The sequence below is a fragment of the Halobacillus sp. A1 genome, from assembly GCF_024189295.1.
Lineage (GTDB): Bacteria > Bacillota > Bacilli > Bacillales > Halobacillaceae > Halobacillus_A.
The window spans coordinates 33025-53804 of record NZ_JAIZEN010000020.1 but is presented as its reverse complement, the minus strand read 5'-3'; the positions used below and the strand labels follow the sequence as shown (position 1 = coordinate 53804).

Genomic DNA, 20780 nt, shown 5'->3' with positions numbered 1-20780 from the left:
ACTTTCAATTAACTAAAATAAGTATATTGAAAGTGTTTTAGTAATAGCCAGAACTGTTTAATCTTATTTGTGGAAATCTGTTGAAAGTTAAATGTTGAAAACTGTTAACTCTAGTTTAGCGTTTACATTTGTGCTACTTTAAACTTTCTCTTATATAATTCCTGAATCTTAATGTATAACACTAACTTCTCCTCCAAAATCCTAACCTCCAGTAAAATAACTTCACAATCTATTTTACTAAAGTAGTAGGTTGATTGAGCAAAAGTGTAAAATCCTATCGAGCAAAAAGTGTCAACTTTATTCTAGCGTTTACAGGTTTTCCGTTTTATGCATTTTTCTCTTGCCAAATACAATTTGTGGAAATCTGTTGAAAGTTAAATGTTGAAAACTGTTAACTCTAGTTTAGCGTTTACAGGAGTAGCTTTGCAGAAAATGGTGAAAATGCTGAAAGAGAATTATATTATTAAATAGCCGGTCAATGAAAAAGCATGGCTCCATTGTATGAGCACATGAAAAAAGCGTAACACCAATAGAAATCTATTGGTGTTACGCTTTTAATCACCTCTCTAACGTACCCGGGGTCAGACTCCAAGATTCAAGGAATGGCGCCTATTCAGTATAGTGTTCAAATATTTATTTCTTCTCATAATACTTAACGTACCAGTCAGCAAAATTCTTTAATCCTTCTTGAATAGAAGTTTCTGGTTTGAAACCAACCGCTTGTTGCAGCTGTTCTGTGGATGCATATGTTGCCGGGACATCTCCTGGTTTAATAGGTTCAAATTTTTTATTAAACTCTACTTCTCTTCCAAGAGCATCGCTAAGAGCAATTTCTAACGATTCTATGAACGTCATTAGTTTCTCAGGGCTGTTATTACCAATATTAAAGACTTTGTGTGGAGCTCCTTCTGTTACAGGTGGATTACTCAACAGTCTTTCAATCCCGATCACAATGTCGTCAATATAGGTAAAGTCACGATACAAATCATTTTCAAAATCACCATTGTTGAAAATCTTGATTTCATCGCCGGCAAAGTACTTATCAGTGAAGGCGAAGTATGCCATATCCGGTCTTCCCATTGGTCCATACACCGTGAAGAAACGCAACCCTGTCGCAGGTATATCATACAAATGGCTATATGCGTGAGCCATTAATTCGTTCGATTTCTTCGTTGAAGCATAAAGAGATACTGGGTGGTCTACAAAGTCAGACTCTTCAAATGGGACTTTTTTGTTCTCGCCATAAACGGAACTTGAAGATGCATACACAAGATGATCCACAGGGTAATGACGGCAAGCTTCTAATATATTGTAGAATCCGAGAATGTTACTCTGGATATAAGCATCGGGATTCTCAATAGAGTAACGAACTCCAGCCTGCGCAGCAAGATTTATTACAATCTCAGGTTCCTCTTCTTTGAAAATACGTGTCACTACACCCTTGTCAGAAATATCTCCTTTTATATAAGTGAATTTTTCATACTGCTCAAGCAACTCTAACCTCGTATGTTTGAGGGTAATATCATAGTAATCATTAACGTTATCAATACCAATAACATGACATCCATAGTTTAGTAACTTATTGGCAAGATAATAACCTACAAATCCTGCGGCACCTGTAATTAGATATGTTTTTTCCTTATTAAGAGTTTCGTGATTCATATACGGGCTCCTTTGTCAATGCGAAATTTCCTTGTTTCCGGCCGATGGAGTGATACTCTACTCTAGCCTCTATCATTTCATCAATATCATAAATATTACGACCATCATAAACTAAAGGAGTTCTCATCAAATGTTTGTATTGCTTGGGAGTAACAGCTTTCACTTCTTGCCATTCTGTGAACAGGAAACAAACATTCGCTTCATATAAAGCTTCCTCTACATTTTTTACATATGTGATTGTTCCTTGACGGTTGACCCCCTCTGGGTAGAGTTTAGCAAAGTTGTCAGCGCCTACTGGATCATAAGCATATATATCTGCCCCTTGATCCAGAAACAGTGGAACATTATCTAAAGAAGGAGATTCTCTTAAATCGTCCGTACCAGGTTTAAATGTAAGTCCAAGAACTGCTACTTTCAAACCGCTAAATGTAATCAATCGATTGCTTGCTTTCTTATAAAGAACGGTCTTTTGATTTTTATTTACATCAATGGCAGCTTTAACTGTCTTCAAATTATAGCCGTTTTGTTTTGCTAAATAGTCGAGAGCTTGAGTATCTTTAGGGAAACATGATCCACCAAAACCAATTCCGGCATTCAAGAACTTGGATCCGATACGTTCGTCGTAGCTCATCCCTTTAGCTACATCTTTTATATCTGCCCCAACAATTTCACAAAGGTTGGCAATGTCATTCATATAAGAAATCTTCAAGGCAAGAAAATCGTTCGAAGCATACTTAATCATTTCTGCCGATTTTCTATTAACTGACACAACAGGCAGATGAAAAGGCTCATAAATTTTTTGTAGAATATTTTCAGCCCATTTGGTTTCCGTACCCATAATAATACGCTCTGCATAAAGAGTGTCGTGTACAGCTGAACCTTGAGCAAGAAACTCGGGGTTGGAAGCTACTTCCACGTTTACATTATTCACTAAAAAATCTTGGATGAACTGTTCAACTTTGTCATTTGTTCCTACAGGTACTGTAGATTTAACAACTACTAAACAATCTTTTTCTACCGATTCAGCTATTTGTCTGGCAACTGTAGCTATGTACGATAAATCTGCAGACCCATCAGGATTTTCTGGTGTCCCTACACCAAGGAAAATAGCATCTGCTTCTTTATAAGCACTTTGGTAATCTGTCGTATAATCAATCCGTCCACCAGCATAATTTTTCTGCATCAGTTCTTCCAATCCTTCTTCATAGATTGGAGAAACGCCTGATTTCATAAGTTTGACTTTGTCTTCATCAATGTCTACACACTTTACTAGGTGACCCATTTCAGCAAAGCACACGCCTGCAACTAAGCCAACATATCCTGTTCCTGCTACTGCAATATTATACATCAATACACTTCCCTCTCACCTACGTTTTTGCTTAAATATTATTAATAGAATTATACTTATTATTTAAATAATTTTTCATTGATTATTTTAGAGATTTTTTTTCTAGCTCGGGTAAAATTGTGTTTTAGTATTCTATATTTATTTCTAATTTGCATTTTTCTTAGTCTTTGATCTGTGTCCCTATCTATTATTATTTCAGATAATTTTATAATACCTAGATTTTGAATTCTTTCTAAAATATCCAAAAAAAGTGGGTCTCTATAATAAACTGCTAACTTACTTTTAAGTTCAGGGTAATTAGGTAACAGGTGAACTACATTATTTTGGCCATTTTCAAGATAACCCTTTTCAATTTTACCATGTCTTATAGTACCAATATGAAAACCATGATGTGGCCGATAGTCATTGCCACTTAATCCTTTTGTGCCAATACCATCATTTACAATATCGAACAAGAATTCTTCGTCCCATCTATATTCTAATAATTGATTTACCAATTTATCTTTATTCATTAAATAATCGTCTAATATTTCGTCCATTTTATCATAGTATTCCTTTACTTTGTAAAAGTGTAAACCTGTTAGGCGTTTTGAGTTTTTTCTTACTAAATTACTGTATGGCAACCCAGTCTTTTCACAATGTTTAAGATGACCTTCTAAAAGGCTCGGCAATTCATTTACAATAAGAATATCAATGTCTCCAAAGTACACATTTTCAAAATCAATAAATTCTTTTCGAGGAATGAGGAATCTAATCGCTTTTTTACCTTCTTCAGATAACTCTAAATTATCTATGTCGAACTCTTTAAAGTAATTTTCTTTAATCTCAAAATTACTTGATAGGCGGTCTCTTATCATTTCAAGACAATCATTCTCTACTTTACTTAATTTCTTATTTACAAATATTTTAACGTAATAATTTGGATAACTTTTTAATATACTGTATACGTAAAACGGTATATATTGTGTGTAACTGCCATAGACAAAAGCCACTAAACACAAAGGTTTTTTTTTCATTATATCCCACTCTCTAATAATAATTTTCTATTCAATTTATAAAAATTAGTTTTTAAAGAATATCGAAAAAACCAAATATTGAAAATCATATTTAAATAGCTAAATATGATTTATCATTATCTAAAATTCCATTTTTTTATTTCTTCATTCATAATTTTTTGTCCTAATATAAATATTAAAATATGAATAAAAGAAATAACTATTGTATATAACAATATAGATGTATATGAATTCAAATCGAATAATGCAGTGACTGAGAAGGCTATTAATATTAATATTAACCTAATAATATCGATTGAAAATCTTAGCCTTTGTTTTTCAAATACCTCATATACTCTACTTACAGGCGCAAAGACCAATATAAAGAACAAAGAAACTGATATAATACGTGCATATTCTCCTGACTCAGACCATTTATCTCCAAAAACAAAACTGAATAAAAAAGGACCAAATAACAACAATACTATTAAGGGAATTAAACCAACTAATGCCAATTTGAATAGTATCTTGTTTGATAATATCTTTAGTTTTTTGGGGTTCTTTCTCCCTTCGCTTGCAGCTTCCGCATAAAATACATCACCAACCGCCTTACCAATTAAACTCATTGGTAACCTTACAATCATATATGCTAAACCATACAAACCAACAACTTGAGTACCATAAAAGCTGGTAAAAAATAACACAGGAGCTTTTTCTCCTAATGTGCTTATAATATGAGTTGGTAAATTATAAATAGGAAAATCTTTGTATCTATTTATACACCATCTCATCCTTCTACCATTCACATTTTTTAAAAGATTATTTTTTCTTAATAACGTTCGAGATAAAGTTAGGGTTCCTGCACTTTGGCCTATAACATTGCCCAATATCAACCCTAAACCTCCTGCACCCATAATACCTGTAAAGATTTTAAATAAATTACCAGCTAAACTTTGTCCAACTGCTGTCTTTGAAATAGAACTAAAGTCTTTTTCTCTAGAAGCCCATGAATATAATATTTTATAAAGCCCTAGTAAAAAAATCCCAACTGGAATTGCGTACCAATAATTAACTATTGTTTCTGAACTAAAGAACTTTAATAACCAATCACCCATATAAAACAATATAAATGATATAGCAGCTACATAAACACTTAATATGATTATACTTAATGCTAATATATTAATTGCAATTTTATTGCTTTTAGCAATTGGTATAGCTATTTCATATTTAAAAGCCACTAGTGATAATAAGCCCAAAATAGTAGTGTAAGTAGTTAGAACACCGAACTCATCAGGAGAATAGACCCTTGTTATAATAGGGGTGAAAATTAAATGAATTAATTGGGCAAACACAGTACCACCAGCAACTAAAAATATACTTTTTCCAATACGACTTTGATTAATTTTTTTTAATATAATAAAAATCACCCTGTAACTTAAAGCCTTTCTACAAAAAAGCCTTAAAATCATATGATATTTAATATCTTTTATACTATTAATAATTTTATTACTTCTTATACTTTAGCTAGAAAAAACCTTTTCATATTCTTTTATAATGGAAGTTGCGCTAAACACCTCAGCCCTTTGCAACCCTAATTCTGCATATTTATCTTTTAATTTATTATCATATATCATTTTTTCAATATTCTCAGCTAATATACAAGAATTTTCTGTTGGAACTATTAATCCATACTTATTATCACCAATTATCTCAGCTGGACCCGAGTTGCAATTAGTAGAAATTACTGGAACACCAGTCGCCATTGCCTCTACTATTACATGTCCAAAGCCCTCCCATTTCGATGACAAAACAAATACATCCGACCGTTTTATATATTTATAAGGATTTTTTTTAAATCCAAGAAAAGAAACTTTATTTTCAATACCTAATTCTACACACATTCTCTTAAGTTTATGTTCTAAAACCCCTTTACCTAAAATAAGCAGTTGATCATTTCCCTTTGTTTTTTTAATTGCTTTTAATAATGTTGGATAATCTTTTTGATCAACTAACCTACCCACAGCTATTATTATCCTTTGACCATTATCAAAATTAAAATCTTTCACCGGTTCATGTGATAATTTCTTTATTTTATTTACTTCAACTGGATTGTGTATTACTGTAATTTTACTTTTCCATATTCTAAAATTTTCTACTAAGTCTTTTTTTACACCGTTTGATAAAGCGATAACCTGATTAGATATTAAATTATATGTTAAAAAAGTGAGGAATTTATTAAAAAAGCTAATATTTCCAGATTGTGTTCTATTATTAGCTTCTCTAATTACTAATTGACTTTGTTTAAATGATAAGACTTTTGCTAAAGAAAGAACAATGTTATTTTGATTAACGGTGCTAAATAAAACATCAGGTTTTTCTTTTTTTATACATTTACACAAAGGAATTAGACTAGTCATCAACTTTTTTGCTCTTAAGTTTATAACTCTCACATCTGTAGATAAATCATCTAAATAAGGTGCATCTTTATTAGTACCTATCACAAGAATCGGGCAGTATGTTTCCCGACTTAAGTTATTAACAATATTTACGACAGTTCTTTCTGCTCCCCCACCACTAAATGAAAACATAAAAAACATTATTTTCTTCAAATTTACCCCCCCTAATTGTACTTATTATCATATTCTTTCACTTTTAATTTTTTACCGATATAGTCCTGTTGGTTAATTTTCGAAATATTAAAAGGCCAATAATATTAAAATATACTAAAGTCATGCTTTTCCCTACTACACCAAACATCGATTCAGTCATGCTTAATATTATAAAAGTAAGAACCACCATTAAGGGAACATAAAAAAAGGGTTTTTTTCTGTTTAATATTGCATACTTAAAAGATATTATTATTGAAGCAAGATAAAATAATGCTAGAACTCCACCAGCTAACAAACCAAAATTACCAAAAACTTCTAATATACTATTATGAGCTCCCTTATTTATAACATCTAAAAAGTAATTTGGTCCATGACCTAATAGTGTAATGTCGTTTATAATCATATTCCATATGTTATCTCGCCCACTTAGCAGGTTGTCATTATTATATCTATTGAATTTCCCCAAAATACTGGCTTCGAAAAAGTCTTTTAAACTGAGAAAATATATTATAACGAATAAAATAGAAGGTAATATAATTTTTCTTAATTTTATTTTTTTACTTATGATAAAAATCATAATTGTGAAAATAGTCGGAGCTAAAAACGCCATAAGAGATGCTCTACTTTGTGATAGGAATATAAAAGCTAAAGAAATTATAAAAAACATTAAATAAATAAAAGTTTTTCGTTTTTCCTTATTAATACTCCCTACTGTATATAGAAATATACAAAAGCTAGAAACTGCAGCTTGGACAGAAAGTTGACCAATACTGTTTGGATTATATGTAACCCCAGTGTAGAAACTCCCGAAATTAATAGGCTCATAAAAAGCTGACAGTAGCAAATAAATAAAACTACCATAAAACGAAGCCTTTATAATTGTTGATTCGGGATTGGTTAGACTCATTGGTATTACAATAAAAAATACTATTGGATTAAAAATTAAGTATGCAATTCCCTCTAAGGGTAAATACCCATTGTATGATTGTGACACTATCACAATTAAAGAAAACAAAATCCACAAAAAATATAAAACCCAGCTTTTCGTTTGAAAAGATAAAGCTACCCGTCCATCTCCCCGGTAGTATTTACGTATATATTGAATAATAAAATATAAAGATCCCATTATGACTATTGAGTACTTAAGTATTATAATGAAACTAAAACTTAGTAATTCTCTGTCGATAACCCCAAGAGAACCCGCTATATACATAAGAGTCAAGACACTAAGATCTATTTTACTATCCCAAGTTTTTGTATTGTTACACTGTACCTTATGGTTCATAAAAGCTTAATACCTACCTCGATATGAATTCAAAGTAAAATGCTATGCTCATGCACCGCTAATTACTTCCTCATAGAATTCAATTGTTTTTTTTCCAATGCTTTCCCACGTGTAGTTCTCTTCTGTTAATTTTCTGGCATTTTGGCCTTTTACAATTAATTCTGTAGGATTCTGAATGGCTTCAGCAATACTTGCAGAAATTCTAGTAGGATCTAATTCTGTTTTCCAACCCGCATCATACTTCTCAAGCTCTTCTAACATATTGGTCCCTTCAGTTAAAATACAAGGTATTCCATATGACATGGCTTCAATAACAGCCATTGGGTGCCCTTCAAACCTTGAGGTCGCCAAAAATACATCCGTTTTTCTTAAGACTTCTTCTTTCTCTTTTAAGAAAACCGCATTGTTAACACTTAAAATATCCTCTAAGTTATTTTCTTCAGTTAACCGTAATAATTGTTTTTTTCCATTATTAAAGTCAGAACCATATAAATTCACTTTCACATCATATTTTTCTAAGAACTCTTTCAGCTGTATAATAGCTAACATGAGTACATCCAACCCTTTATGATTAATATCAAACCTCCCTATAAAAGTTAAATTGATTTTCTTGTTAATTATTTTATCGTTAGATACCGGTAAATCCACACCATTTCCTACTACAAAGTTTTTTTTGTTAAAGTTATCGGATAGCTTTCTTTCATTCTCTGTCAAATATTGGATTGAAGAGGAGCTATAAATAAATTTATTAAAAAGCAAAAGATTTGATATTTTCTTTTTAATGGATTTCTGGTTTTGCGCTCCTTTAGTGAGGCTCACCCTTGGTACAATAATATACGGGATATTTAATTTTGATAAACATTTGTATAAGCTAATATATTCAACCTTGTATACGCCATGAAAAACTACTAAATCTGGTTTATTAAATGGCGGTTTAATTTTATTTAAATTAAATCCTTCATAGTGGTATATCTTAAAATTATTTTTTTCCAAGTTTTCTTCACTGAACATTTTAGTTTTTTCTATGTTTAGCAAGGCAGCTTGAATTCCCAACTTATTTTGAGCTTCAATTAGCCCAGGGACTGAAAAGCGAAAGCCATTAACTCTGGTAGTATTTATTGGCGCAATATGTAAAACAATCATTTTAACATCTCCAATTAATTAGAGTCTGGGAGTTTGTACAATAAAAACCTTTAGGATATATACTGACAGAATGAGAGATCCTTTGTATTTATTATAATTTTAGTTTCTAAAAGACTACATTTTTTAAAATATACTAAAATAAGGTGCAAAATTCTCGCCATTATTTCATTTTAAGCAAAAATATAGCGTTTCTTCTTCATACTAATTACTTGCGCACATGAAAAAATATTGTCTGCAATTGATATAATAAAAAATTGGTCAAAGTGGAATCTTTAAAACGCACAAAGTAATTAATAAGAGAAGTTATTCATTTTGGTTTCATATATTTACTATCTCCTATTATATAAGTTTAATTATTTTAATTTGTTTTTTCTTTTCTTAAGTATTTGCTTGATACTCTTTCGAGAAACCATATTGGCATTATAAGAATTACAATTTGACTAATAAATACTATTATTAGATCTAGAATACTAGAATGACCCATTCTCCAAAAATTATATATTAATACGATATAACTGGTACATTTCCTCCAACTTTTTCTTCTTTTCAAATTGTCTATATTAGCTCGAAACAGTAATAACGATTCATTTATATTTTTTGCTTTATGTCCATTATGTAGAATTCTAACAAACAAATCTAAGTCTTGATTTCTTCGGAAGTCACCATACCCACCTAGGTCTAATACCGTGGATTTTTTGTACATTACGGTAGGATGATTAAAAGGATTTCTCCTTTTTGAAAATTTTAATATTTCTTTGTATTGAGAAGGTACTACCCTAGAGGAAAAGACTTCATTTGGGTTATCGTAAAATTCATCAATATTAGAACCAATTATACATAGCTCTGGATCCTTTATAAATTCTTTAATTTGTTTTTCACATCTATTAGACAACGAGATATCGTCTGTGTCCATTCTTGCAACTAATTCATTTTTACATCTTGTTAAACCTATATTTAACGCCTTTCCTAATCCAACATTCTTTTCTAATTCAACAACCGTTAAATAACCGGGGTAATTTAAATCATATGATTTAATCACAGAAATTAACTTATCATTGATAGGGCCATCTACTACTATTACAATTTCATCTGGCATCTGGGTTTGTTTAAACATACTTTCGATACTAGATTTTAAGAAACCTTCATTTTCTCCATTATAAACTGACATTAGAACACTATATTTTATTTTATTCATACCTTTCTCTCTCTCAGTTTTAAATATGAAATGTTTAAAACTACACCCTTTATAAATAATCTTAAATGTAAATAGATTCTTTTCATAACCCGCCCCTAAAAACGCACTTTATTATTCCTCTTAATTTCATTCCCATAATTCAATATAGCTTACTAGCCCATAGTCTTAAATTTTTTTATTAATGTCAACAAACCAATTAACCATCCCGCTATTACTTATTAAACTATACTTTGTTTTTAGAATAATAAAAATATAGTTATAAACCACTAACAACTTATTAAAAAATTCAGCATGGTAACTTGTATATTTCATGTTTTGACGACTTATAGATGTTTTGATTGACTGAATTTTAAAGCTTTCTAATTAAATTATTTAATAGCTTTACTTTTAACAAGAGATTCTAGCAATTCTTCGACTTCCCCACCAATTTCTTTATTCTTCAAAGCGAATTCAATCGTGGTTTTAATGAAACCAAATTTTTCACCCACATCATAACGAGTTCCGGCAAAGTCATAAGCAAATACGTTTTGCAGTTGATTTAATGCTTGGATAGCATCCGTTAACTGAATCTCACCACCAGCTCCTGTTTTATGCTCTTCTAGAAAATTGAAAATTTCAGGGTTAAGTACATACCGTCCCATAATTGCCAAATTAGATGGCGCCGTACCTCGCTTCGGCTTCTCAACAAAAGTATTCACTTGATAGAGACGATCATTTTTATCAGAAGGGTCGATGATACCATATCGATGAGTTTGGTTATCCTCTACTTGCTGAACGCCTATAATAGAAGAACCGGTTTCATCATGCTGGTCTATTAATTGTTTTAAACAAGGTGTTTCTGATTCTACAATGTCATCACCTAAAAGCACTGCAAATGGTTCGTTACCGATGAATTTACGCGCGCTCCATACAGCATGTCCCAGCCCTTTTGGTTCCTTTTGACGGATATAATGAATATCAACGTTTGACGTTTCATTGACTTTTTCTAGTAAGTCAAACTTCTCCTTTTTCATTAAATTATCTTCTAGTTCGAAATTATTATCAAAGTGGTCTTCAATCGCACGCTTACCTTTACCAGTAACGATTATGATATCTTCAATCCCTGATTCAATTGCTTCTTCTACAATATATTGAATTGTAGGCTTGTCTACTATTGGAAGCATTTCTTTTGGCATTGCTTTAGTCGCAGGTAAAAAACGAGTTCCTAACCCTGCAGCAGGAATAATTGCTTTTTTGATTTTACTCACGTTAAATCCTCCATCTCTAATCATCTATAATTAATGCTTTTTCACTTTTGAAACTGTACGCTATTTTCACTAGACAAGCTAGTAGATTTATAAAAATCAACAGTTTCTTCAATTCCTTGTTTGATAGAATAATTGATGTTCCAATTTAAATTAGCGATAGTTTGTTCATTATCCAACATGCTATGTTCTATATCACCTAGTCTTCGAGCAGAATAAATTGCTTTTCTACTGTAGTGGCTAGCTTCTTTCATAGAATTAAAAAGTTCATTTACAGAAATCCTTTCTCCTGAAGATACATTAAAGATGGAATTATCACCTCTATATAAAGCCTTAACGTTAGCATCTGCAACATCTTTCACAAATACAAAATCTCTTGTTTGCTCCCCATCCCCATGAATGGATATATCCAAATTATTAATCATTCGATCAGCAAATATTGCTACTACTCCACCCTCACCGATTGCGTCTTGTCTTGGCCCAAACACATTGCTATACCGTAATATTGAATAGTTAACGTTATAATAATCTTTAGCAAGCTTTAAATACCGTTCCACTGTATATTTAGACAATCCATAAGGTGATAGCGGGTTTATTGAATGGTCTATCTCTACTGGTAATTTTTCAGGGTTCCCGTATACCGCTGCAGAAGAAGCAAAAACTATTTTTTTAACATTGCTCTGTGCAGCTGCTTTTATGAGATTTACTGACCCTTGGATATTAATTTTACTATCTTTATTAATGTCTAATATTGATTTAGATACACTTACCTGCGCAGCCTGATGAATAATATAATCAGGTGCCTCATTTTCAATTATTTCTATTACTTCTGAATTGGCTACATCTTGTTTATAAAATTTCACATTTGTTTCATCAATGTAGTCTAAATCCCCTGAACTTAAATCATCAATAACCGTTACTTTGTAACCCAATTCAACAAGGTTTTCCACTATGTGAGATCCAATAAATCCACATCCACCAGTTACAAGTACTTTTTCCATATTATGAACACTCCCTATCTTGCTCCGTTTCCAGTTAGCACAGTTTTTATTGTTAATAAAATAATTTTCATATCCAACAGTAGATTCATGTTCTTTATGTATTCAATATCTAGTTGCAACTTTTCTCTAGGCGTAATATCATATCCACCATTTACTTGAGCCCATCCCGTAAGACCCGGTTTTACAGATAGTCTATTTACAAACCCAGGTATCTCCCTATTAAACTCTGCAGTGAATATCGGTCGTTCCGGACGAGGTCCTATTAAAGACATATCACCTATAATAATATTAAGAAATTGAGGAATTTCATCTATTCTAGTTTTCCTAATAAACTTGCCTACCTTCGTAACTCTAGGGTCGTTATCTGTGGCCCATTGTGCACCATTTTTTTCTGCTCCCATAGCCATTGAACGAAGCTTTAAAACTTTAAAAGTATTTCCATGAATACCAACTCTCTCTTGGGCATAAAATACAGAGCCTTTGGATTCTATTTTAATTGCTATTGCAGTTAGAATTAGTATCGGTGATGTAATAATTAATCCGATAATCGCTATGAAAAGATCAATAATATTTTTTAATTGATTATACATTTGAACCTTGTAATTAATATGATTTTCGTAAAAGGCTCTATCTACTGTAATAGAGGTTTCATTAATTCTACTAGACTTTTCTTCTTTAGTTAACATTTTTTTAACTCCTTATTTTTATATGTACATTTTTTTATAAAATTAAAATCTATCAAAAAACTCCAAATAACTTCCTTTTTTTCTTAATATGACTCGGTGAATCCGAAGCCAAGTTTTCCCCATTCACCACATACTCTGCATTCTCCGCAAACAAATAAACCATGGATGCCCCATAGTTCTCCCTTATTTCCTCATATGCATCTGTCATACAGAACCCTCGGCTCTCGGTGTTGTGGGCATCAGATGCAATCAGGTGGGTCTGGTTCGCTTCGATTAGCTGGCGGGTGAATTTCTGAACATTCTTGCCAAATTGCCCGGTCACGCTGCCTGCAGTAATTTGAGTAAATGCTCCTTTTTTCACTAAACTGTATAGAATGTCGGGATGTTCGATGATTTGTCTATTCCGTTCTGGATGGACGATAATCGGCTGATAGCCTTCCAGCTGGATATCAAACAGCAGCTGCTTCGCGTATCTTGGGACAGCATCAAAAGGAAATTCGACGAAAACATAACTTCCTTGATTGTTCAAGGTCAAAATGTCTTCCGAGCGTATTCCTTCGACCATCTCTCCGTGAATTCGTGTTTCCTGACCAGGCAGAACGGTTAATGGAATGTGATGTATGTGTAGTTGGTGGTTGAGTTCGGCGGTGAGTTCTATAATTTGTGTTTTGTAGTTATCATATTGCCCATTCTTATGGTGGGGTGTGGCGATTATGGTATGGATTCCATCTTCAACTGCGGCTTTCGCCATGAGAATGCTATCATCCATCGTCTGAGCTCCATCATCGATCCCTGGGAGTATGTGGCTATGTATGTCGATCAATAATCCGGCTCCTCTCCTAATATTTTCAAATTTTCACAGTTCGTTCTCTATGATGGTTTATAATGGTATAAGTATATCAGGTTTATTCGTTCAATTATAGGGAATATTTATTATATTAACTCTATTTTTGTAAAATTTACACGATAAATAGGATGATACCAACGTTTAGACTTACTGTAACTTTTTTATGTTTTCAATAGGTAATTTGGCGTATCCGCTTACACCCATTATCAAAAAAAGAAGGAGCTGATGATCAGCTCCTTCTTCTTTCTATCTATTAAAATAAGCCAAATACCTTTTTCTTTTTCACGTGCATAGGTTCATCGCTGGCCAACGTATCTCCAGAGACAGCATATTCCGCATTCTCCTGGAAAAAGTAAACATATGATAAGCCATACTGCTTTTCTATTTTGCTGTACGCTTTTTTCATATTGAACGTACGGCGTTTACTGTCATGAGCATCCGAAGCAACCAAGTGAGTCAAGTTGGCTTCAATGAGCTGTTGGGAAACTTTCTCTGCTGTTTTGCCGAATTTTCCAGCGATGCTTGACGCCGTAATTTGGGAGAAGGCCCCGTTTTTGATGAAGGAATACAGAATGTTGGGGTTTTCTTGTATTTTTACGTTCCGCTCCGGATGGACGATGATTGGCTGGTACCCTTCCAGCTGGAGGTTGTATAACAATTTCGTCGCATATTGTGGAACATGGTCATTTGGAAATTCCACAAATACATACGTACTGTCGACATTTAAAGTAAGCACCTCATTTTTTCTAAGGCCTTCAATCAGGGAATCATTCATTCTTGTTTCCTGTCCAGGTAATACGTTGAGCTCAATCCCTTTCTGTTTCAGCACACGGTTAAGCTCGTTCACTTGGATAATAATGTCGTGCTTGTAGTTGTCGTATTCTCCATTCTTATGATGAGGAGTTGCGACAATGGTCGTAATTCCTTCTTCTACTGCGGCCTGCGCCATTTCAATGCTTTCTTCCATCGTTTGTGCACCATCATCTACCCCCGGTAAAATGTGGCTGTGAATATCAATCATTTGCTAATGCCCCTTCCCTTGATAATATATTGGAAAGCAAGGGTTCTCTTTTTATATTCCCTGCTTATAAGTCTAAAGGTTCTTTCAATTTATCCTTTTAAAGATATCATGTAAACCTATATATAGTTACTCGTCTTCTTTTTGAAGACGCCATTTATTGAATTCGAGATATTCGCGAAATTGCTGCTTGGATAAACCAGAGTTCATTGCTTCCAGCACTAACTCCACCCAATCATCATCCAGCGGAATATCCGGGTTATTTGTTTCTCCAAGGACGATGTAGTTCACAGAAACCCCGAGAACCTCCGATATCTTCTCTACGAAGTGAATCGACGGATTGGACTGGACACCGCGTTCGATCGAACTGATATAGGATTTCGCAAAGCCTGTCCTGACCGCGAGTTCAGACATGGACATCCCTCGGCTTTTTCTTAATGCCTGGATTCGATCACCAATCACTGCTTTCACCTACTTTTGCTTTTAATGCGTCTGTCTCTCTGTTTGCTAAACTACTTAGAAGTTGGTAAATACATAAGACTTTTTTATTATAATATCACAATCAAACGATGATTCCAATATATCGAATTATCGTTTCTTATAAAGAAATGACATTTGTGCAAAATCCATGATAATGCACACCATCGAAGTTCATAATCATGAGGTTTGTCCTGCTACTTAGTTCTCGGTCGGCAACGACGCTATGAAAAAATGCCTAATTGTTTGTCACAAATAGCGGAATTATGTCGATACCATCATAAAAAATTGGAAAATAATTCACGCTTTATTACATGTTCCGGCGGATTTGTAATGAAAGCGTGTCCTTCTATTATGGAATGCGCATTTTCCTTCAATAAATACACGTGCGAGCTGCCATGAACTTTTTCGATTTGGCGGTACGCTTCTTTCATATGAAAGCCTTTCTTTTTCTGAAGTTGATGAATGTCAGATGCTATGACATGAACGAGATTCGCTTCAATCAGCTGGTGAGCGAGTTTACGCACGGCTCTGCCGTGTCTGCCACATAGGCTGGCAGCCGTCACTTGGGAGTATGCTCCATTTTTCACGAGTGTATAGAGGGCGTTCGGATGCTTTTGAATATATTCATTCCGTTCAGGGTTCGCGATAATTGGCTGATAGCCTTCCATCTGCAGGTTGAATAGGAGATGGTTTGTGTATTGCGGCACGTGATCTCCTGGTAATTCGATCAATACGTACGGACTCGTCCGGTTGATGGTGAGGATCGTGCCGTTTTTTAAGTCATCCAGTAACTCTCCGTTTAGGCGAGTCAGCTGTCCGGGCAGCACGGTGAGCCCCATCTTTCTTTTTTGAAGTTCATTATGTAAGTCATTCACTTTTTTCAAAATGATCGGTTTGTCATTCACGTAGGATCCGTTCAAGTGATTTGGTGCTGCTATTATGGTATCGATGCCTTCCTGCAGAGCTGCTTCAGCCATGGCCATACTCTCCTCTAAAGACTGTGCCCCGTCATCTACTCCAGGCAGGATGTGGCTATGTAGATCGATCACGTTCGTTCTCCCCTTATTTCTTATATTTCTATTTCTTTTTTCATCGTATCACCCCCAGGGGTTTTTTGTTTGTCATAAAATGGAACGTGTTTTTCTGTTTTTTTGTCGAATGGACATAAAAAAATCACTCCCCTGTTTGTGGAAGTGATTCGTCTTACGATTAATTCTTTTTGTTCGTCCGCCATTTATTGAATTCCAAGTACTCGCGGAATTGTTCTTTGGAGATGCCGGAGTCCTGAGCTTCCTGTACGAGTTCAATCCAACCGTCATCTAAGTTAACATCTTTCTCTGCGTTGTCTCCATGCAACAGGTAGTTCATCGAAACGTCGAGCTCTCTAGAGATTTTTTCTAAGAATTGGACCGAGGGATTGGATTGGAGATTACGTTCTATGGAGCTCAAATAGGATTTGGCGACCCCTGCTCGTTCGGCTAGCTCTGATAGCGATAATTGTCGATTTTTTCTGATGTGCTGGATGCGATCACCGATCATCCTATCACCTTCTTTCACTGTATATATAGAGTGTAGCATATTTTGTTCAGACGTTCTATTTAAAGCACGACATTTTTTGTGAGCAATTGTTACCAATTTTCTGCGTATTTTACTCGTTCTATAGTATATCCACAAGGAACATCCGGGTGCTGGGCGATTGATAGGGGTGTTCTTCTATTTCTGTGATTTTTTACAATGGGTTGATGGATTCGTTATAGTTTACATGTGTGAGTGGTGGAGAGTTTCGGTATACTATGAGTAGATCATAAAGGTGGTGTTAAGGTCGTGAGTGAATTAGTGAAGCGTTTTGAAATGGCGTTCAATCAAATCCATCAGACGCTGAAGGAAATGAACGGCTACCCGAAAAATGATAATTTCGTCGAACTGCTGCAGCGATCGCGGGACCGCAGTATCATCAAGGAGCATTTCGATTCCCTTCGCCAGTATGCGAAGCTGCGGAATGCGATCGTTCATGAGCGGGTGCGTGATGGGTATTATATCGCTTCCCCCCACGAGGAGGTCGTCGAAGAGCTTGAGAAAATTAAACGGACGCTTGACCAACCTCCGTTAGCTATGGAAATTGCGTCTTGTCCGGTGATGTTCTTCTATGCAGACTCGGATCTGCTTGACGTGATGAAAGAGTTCCGAGAGCATCGCGTGTCCCAGTTTCCGATTTATGAAGGGCCTCAAGGATTGTTTCTCGGCTTGCTGACGGACACGGCGATCGTCAGGTGGATGAGCCATAACGTTGTCGACGGTTCCGTATGCATGGAGGGCGTGAAAGTGAGCGACCTGCTCGAGGATGAATCGATGCGTGAGGCCGTCTTTTTGCCCGAGGATGAGTCCGTCTTTGAGGTCGAGGATGTATATGAGCGCAGCCATGCGAACGGCCATAAATTAAAAGCGGTGCTGCTGACGAAAAGCGGCTGCCGCGATGAATCCCCGCTCGGGATTGTGACAGCTTGGGATTTGATTAAAGTCGATGCCGGGGTGTCCGGTGATGAGTGATCAGAAGCGTTCGGTTAAAAAGTTCTTTTCCTATATACGAGCGGGGCTGCCGGCGAAGTGGCTCGTCGCTGTCGCGCTTTTGCTCAGTCTTCTGGAAACGGCCGCGAGTCTGATCGTGCCGCTGTTTGCCCGTGATTTGGTCGATCAGCTGGCCGGCGGTGGGCTGAGTACCGGACTGATTGTGTTTCTTGCGGTGACGTTTTTAATTCAGACGGTGTCGGGCGGATTTTCCTACTATATATTGGCGTACATCGGAGAGCATATCGTCGCCCATATCCGGCAAAAACTGTGGAATCATATTCTGCGGCTGCCTGTGACGTATTTTGACGAACATGAATCGGGCGAGACGATGAGCCGCATTACACAGGATACGACAACGGTGAAAAATTTGATCACGAACCATCTCGTGTCGTTTATTACCGGGATCATTACGATCATCGGGGCTGTGGCGATTCTGCTTACGATCGATTGGCGGATGACGCTGATCATGCTGTCGTCGGTGCCTGTCGCTCTGTTCGTGCTGATGCCGTTAGGACGCGTCATGTACCGGGTGTCGCGCAAGCTGCAGGATGAAATGGCCGATTTCAGTGCCAACCTCGGACGCGTGCTCAGTGAAATCAGGCTCGTGAAATCGTCCAATGCCGAAGAAGCGGAAAGCGATAAAGGCGCGCGCGGCATCGGACAGCTGTTTACATACGGACTGAAGGAAGCCCGCATCCAGGCGATCATCTCCCCTTTTGTCACGACAATCATTATGGTCGTGCTCGTCGTCCTGATCGGCTATGGCGGCGTGCGCGTCGCTTCAGGAGCGTTAAGTGCCGGATCGTTGGTTGCTGTGATCATTTACGTGTTTCAGATTATCGTGCCGTTCAGCCAGATGGCGACGTTTTTTACCGCGTTCCAAAAAGCGATGGGAGCGACAGAGAGGATTCAATATTTGCATGAGTTGCCTGTCGAACGGTTGAAGCCAGGCACCGACATTACCGGCGAAGGTCTGCGGTTTGAAAGCGTATCGTTCGCCTATCACGGGTCGGAACGGGTGATTTTGAAAGGGTTGAGCTTTTCTGTCGATCCCGGGGAAACAGTGGCACTCGTCGGGCCGAGCGGAGCCGGGAAAACGACGGTATTTTCATTGATTGAGAGATTTTATGAACCCTCAGACGGTACGATTACCGTCGGCGATATGGATCTTGAGTCGATCGGCCTGGAAGAATGGCGGCGATCGATCGGTTACGTGTCCCAGGACAGTCCGGTCATGTCCGGCACGATCCGCGATAATATTTGCTACGGGCTGAAAGGAAACCCAGCCAACGTACAGGTCGAGGCCGCGCTGCGCCAGGCGAATGCCTATGATTTCGTCCTTCAGCTGGAAGACGGCATGCACACCTGGGTCGGAGAACGCGGCATCAAACTCTCCGGCGGCCAGCGCCAGCGCATCGCCATCGCCCGCGCCCTGCTTCGTGACCCTTCGGTGCTGCTGCTTGATGAAGCGACGTCGAATCTCGACTCTGAATCCGAAGCTGCTGTGCAAGATGCCCTGCGAGCGCTGATGGAAGGCCGCACGACTTTAGTGATCGCCCACCGCTTATCGACGGTGGTTGATGCGGATCAGCTGTTGATGTTGGAGGACGGTATGATTACGGGCCAAGGAAGGCATGAGGAATTGTACCGGGAGAATGAGCGGTACCGGGAGTTGGTGGACCAGCAGATGCTTTGAGTGTAGGATTGACTTAAAGAACTCTTTAGGAGGGTTTCATGAAGAACGTTACGGCTGGGTTGTTTACTGTGCTTTTTTTATTGGGAGGCTGTTCTTCCGATGAGGAACAAGAAGACTTAGGAAAGCCGGAAATCGAAGGGTATGTCACCAATCAAGAAGATGACCGAATTTTAGTCACTGATCCTGAACCAGAAGATGCAAATGGAAACGGAGAAGACGATTATTATGATGCTCTCTGGGGTTCGGATGCTCCTGACGACGTAGAGATCGGACAGTATGTAGAAGTGTGGGTTAAAGAGGGAGTGGAAACCTCCTATCCCGGGCAGGCGGATATTAAGGAAGTTGAAGTTCAATCCACGGAAGCGCCTGAGGGAGCAGATTTGTCGGAGGATGAAGTGATTAGAAGGGCTTTGGAAGAGGTTGAGCAGGATGTGCGAATTATTGAATCTGTTGCTTTTGATGTGGGGGAAGATTTGTGGAGGGTTTCGGTGATTACTCCAGGGAGAGATGGGTCGAGTTATGAGTTGGATGTTGAGGATGATTGACCAGAGATAATTTCTTTGGTTAAGGGTTGATTGACTCAGCTTACAACGCAGCAGTGATAATACATTTACTTAATAATGGAAAAAACTTGTACCTCACTCACTTTTCACATAAACTGAATAGAAATAAGTGCGTGTTTATTGGTTAAGTGAAAAAGGAGGACCAAACATGCCTAAGTCTCAATCCCCGAAACAAGCTCGAGAAGATGTAGAAAATCGCTATCGAATGATCAGACAACAAAAGCTAGATGATATTGCTGCTACCATCGATATGGACGCCCTGCCTGATAAACCTGTAATTCCAATTGATAATTACGGAAATGTAGATATTCATCCGAGTCACCCCGATTATGAATACCTTTTGGAAGATGATGTTTAAACTAGGTCCTATCTAGGTTTTCCCGCGAGAATTAGCTCTAACTGTAAATAGCCCATGAACCAGTTTTGCAGTTATAAAT

General features: G+C 36.6%; 20 protein-coding genes. 4 read left to right on the top strand and 16 right to left on the bottom strand.

Annotation, left to right across the window (positions count from 1 at the left end):
• Positions 1–633: 633 nt before the first annotated feature.
• From LF817_RS16535 to LF817_RS16460, 16 genes are all read right to left on the bottom strand, one after another.
• A complete protein-coding gene (locus LF817_RS16535; RefSeq protein WP_253936921.1) occupies positions 634–1662 on the bottom strand; it encodes a GDP-mannose 4,6-dehydratase in 1029 nt (342 codons plus the stop codon).
• Positions 1643–3010 (bottom strand): UDP-glucose dehydrogenase family protein, encoded by a 1368-nt coding sequence (locus tag LF817_RS16530; protein ID WP_253936920.1) that lies wholly within the window; start codon positions 3008–3010, stop codon positions 1643–1645. The genes LF817_RS16535 and LF817_RS16530 overlap by 20 nt, the downstream gene beginning before the upstream one ends.
• A 59-nt stretch (positions 3011–3069) precedes the next feature.
• A complete protein-coding gene (locus tag LF817_RS16525; protein WP_253936919.1) occupies positions 3070–4026 on the bottom strand; it encodes a hypothetical protein in 957 nt (318 codons plus the stop codon).
• Positions 4027–4142: 116 nt separating this feature from the next.
• Positions 4143–5477: a lipopolysaccharide biosynthesis protein gene (locus LF817_RS16520; protein WP_253936918.1), complete on the bottom strand. Its 1335-nt coding sequence runs from the start codon at positions 5475–5477 to the stop codon at positions 4143–4145.
• A gap of 51 nt (positions 5478–5528) precedes the next feature.
• Positions 5529–6617, bottom strand: coding sequence for a glycosyltransferase (locus LF817_RS16515; protein WP_253936917.1), 1089 nt, complete (start codon positions 6615–6617; stop codon positions 5529–5531).
• Between the two features lie 43 nt (positions 6618–6660).
• A complete protein-coding gene (locus tag LF817_RS16510; RefSeq protein ID WP_253936916.1) occupies positions 6661–7902 on the bottom strand; it encodes an O-antigen ligase family protein in 1242 nt (413 codons plus the stop codon).
• A 48-nt stretch (positions 7903–7950) separates the two neighbouring features.
• Positions 7951–9045, bottom strand: coding sequence for a glycosyltransferase family 4 protein (locus LF817_RS16505; RefSeq protein WP_253936915.1), 1095 nt, complete (start codon positions 9043–9045; stop codon positions 7951–7953).
• Positions 9046–9403: 358 nt separating this feature from the next.
• Complete coding sequence (locus LF817_RS16500) at positions 9404–10240, bottom strand: glycosyltransferase (RefSeq protein WP_253936914.1); 837 nt, start codon at positions 10238–10240, stop codon at positions 9404–9406.
• A 368-nt stretch (positions 10241–10608) separates the two neighbouring features.
• The gene (galU, locus tag LF817_RS16495) at positions 10609–11487 is read right to left on the bottom strand and encodes a UTP--glucose-1-phosphate uridylyltransferase GalU (protein WP_253936913.1); all 879 of its coding nucleotides are present in this window, start codon (positions 11485–11487) and stop codon (positions 10609–10611) included.
• 41 nt (positions 11488–11528) lie between these two features.
• Positions 11529–12485, bottom strand: coding sequence for an NAD-dependent epimerase/dehydratase family protein (locus LF817_RS16490; RefSeq protein WP_253936912.1), 957 nt, complete (start codon positions 12483–12485; stop codon positions 11529–11531).
• A gap of 14 nt (positions 12486–12499) precedes the next feature.
• Positions 12500–13171, bottom strand: a complete 672-nt coding sequence (locus LF817_RS16485; protein WP_253936911.1) for a sugar transferase — start codon at positions 13169–13171, stop codon at positions 12500–12502.
• Between the two features lie 52 nt (positions 13172–13223).
• Positions 13224–13994, bottom strand: coding sequence for a tyrosine-protein phosphatase (locus tag LF817_RS16480; RefSeq protein ID WP_253936910.1), 771 nt, complete (start codon positions 13992–13994; stop codon positions 13224–13226).
• A 277-nt stretch (positions 13995–14271) separates the two neighbouring features.
• Positions 14272–15039, bottom strand: a complete 768-nt coding sequence (locus tag LF817_RS16475) for a tyrosine-protein phosphatase (RefSeq protein WP_253936909.1) — start codon at positions 15037–15039, stop codon at positions 14272–14274.
• A 126-nt stretch (positions 15040–15165) separates the two neighbouring features.
• Entirely contained in the window at positions 15166–15498 is a 333-nt protein-coding gene (locus LF817_RS16470; RefSeq protein ID WP_253936908.1) for a helix-turn-helix domain-containing protein, read from the bottom strand.
• A 293-nt stretch (positions 15499–15791) separates the two neighbouring features.
• Positions 15792–16565 (bottom strand): tyrosine-protein phosphatase, encoded by a 774-nt coding sequence (locus LF817_RS16465; RefSeq protein WP_253936907.1) that lies wholly within the window; start codon positions 16563–16565, stop codon positions 15792–15794.
• A gap of 160 nt (positions 16566–16725) precedes the next feature.
• The gene (locus LF817_RS16460) at positions 16726–17055 is read right to left on the bottom strand and encodes a helix-turn-helix domain-containing protein (protein ID WP_253936906.1); all 330 of its coding nucleotides are present in this window, start codon (positions 17053–17055) and stop codon (positions 16726–16728) included.
• A 285-nt stretch (positions 17056–17340) separates the two neighbouring features.
• Here LF817_RS16460 and LF817_RS16455 point away from each other — a divergent pair, with 285 nt between their 5' ends.
• The 4 genes from LF817_RS16455 to LF817_RS16440 all read left to right on the top strand — a co-directional run bounded on the left by LF817_RS16455 (position 17341) and on the right by LF817_RS16440 (position 20701).
• A complete protein-coding gene (locus LF817_RS16455; RefSeq protein ID WP_253936905.1) occupies positions 17341–18063 on the top strand; it encodes a CBS domain-containing protein in 723 nt (240 codons plus the stop codon).
• Positions 18056–19780, top strand: coding sequence for an ABC transporter ATP-binding protein (locus LF817_RS16450; protein ID WP_253936904.1), 1725 nt, complete (start codon positions 18056–18058; stop codon positions 19778–19780). Before LF817_RS16455 ends, LF817_RS16450 begins: the two co-directional genes overlap by 8 nt.
• A gap of 38 nt (positions 19781–19818) precedes the next feature.
• Positions 19819–20325 carry a DUF3221 domain-containing protein gene (locus LF817_RS16445; protein ID WP_253936903.1) on the top strand — a complete coding sequence of 169 codons (507 nt, stop codon included), beginning with the start codon at positions 19819–19821 and terminating at the stop codon, positions 20323–20325.
• A 166-nt stretch (positions 20326–20491) separates the two neighbouring features.
• The gene (locus LF817_RS16440; protein WP_253936902.1) at positions 20492–20701 is read left to right on the top strand and encodes a hypothetical protein; all 210 of its coding nucleotides are present in this window, start codon (positions 20492–20494) and stop codon (positions 20699–20701) included.
• Positions 20702–20780 lie beyond the last annotated feature (79 nt).

What these genes read in the sequence shown, in the direction of transcription:
- LF817_RS16535 (WP_253936921.1), bottom strand. Translation starts at nt 1,662, where the DNA reads ATGAATCACGAAACTCTTAATAAGGAAAAAACATATCTAATTACAGGT.
- LF817_RS16530 (WP_253936920.1), bottom strand. Translation starts at nt 3,010, where the DNA reads ATGTATAATATTGCAGTAGCAGGAACAGGATATGTTGGCTTAGTTGCA.
- LF817_RS16525 (WP_253936919.1), bottom strand. Translation starts at nt 4,026, where the DNA reads ATGAAAAAAAAACCTTTGTGTTTAGTGGCTTTTGTCTATGGCAGTTAC.
- LF817_RS16520 (WP_253936918.1), bottom strand. Translation starts at nt 5,477, where the DNA reads ATGATTTTAAGGCTTTTTTGTAGAAAGGCTTTAAGTTACAGGGTGATT.
- LF817_RS16510 (WP_253936916.1), bottom strand. Translation starts at nt 7,902, where the DNA reads ATGAACCATAAGGTACAGTGTAACAATACAAAAACTTGGGATAGTAAA.
- LF817_RS16505 (WP_253936915.1), bottom strand. Translation starts at nt 9,045, where the DNA reads ATGATTGTTTTACATATTGCGCCAATAAATACTACCAGAGTTAATGGC.
- LF817_RS16500 (WP_253936914.1), bottom strand. Translation starts at nt 10,240, where the DNA reads ATGAATAAAATAAAATATAGTGTTCTAATGTCAGTTTATAATGGAGAA.
- LF817_RS16490 (WP_253936912.1), bottom strand. Translation starts at nt 12,485, where the DNA reads ATGGAAAAAGTACTTGTAACTGGTGGATGTGGATTTATTGGATCTCAC.
- LF817_RS16485 (WP_253936911.1), bottom strand. Translation starts at nt 13,171, where the DNA reads ATGTTAACTAAAGAAGAAAAGTCTAGTAGAATTAATGAAACCTCTATT.
- LF817_RS16475 (WP_253936909.1), bottom strand. Translation starts at nt 15,039, where the DNA reads ATGATTGATATTCACAGCCACATTTTACCGGGGGTAGATGATGGTGCA.
- LF817_RS16460 (WP_253936906.1), bottom strand. Translation starts at nt 17,055, where the DNA reads ATGATCGGTGATCGCATCCAGCACATCAGAAAAAATCGACAATTATCG.
- LF817_RS16450 (WP_253936904.1), top strand. Translation starts at nt 18,056, where the DNA reads ATGAGTGATCAGAAGCGTTCGGTTAAAAAGTTCTTTTCCTATATACGA.
- LF817_RS16445 (WP_253936903.1), top strand. Translation starts at nt 19,819, where the DNA reads ATGAAGAACGTTACGGCTGGGTTGTTTACTGTGCTTTTTTTATTGGGA.
- LF817_RS16440 (WP_253936902.1), top strand. Translation starts at nt 20,492, where the DNA reads ATGCCTAAGTCTCAATCCCCGAAACAAGCTCGAGAAGATGTAGAAAAT.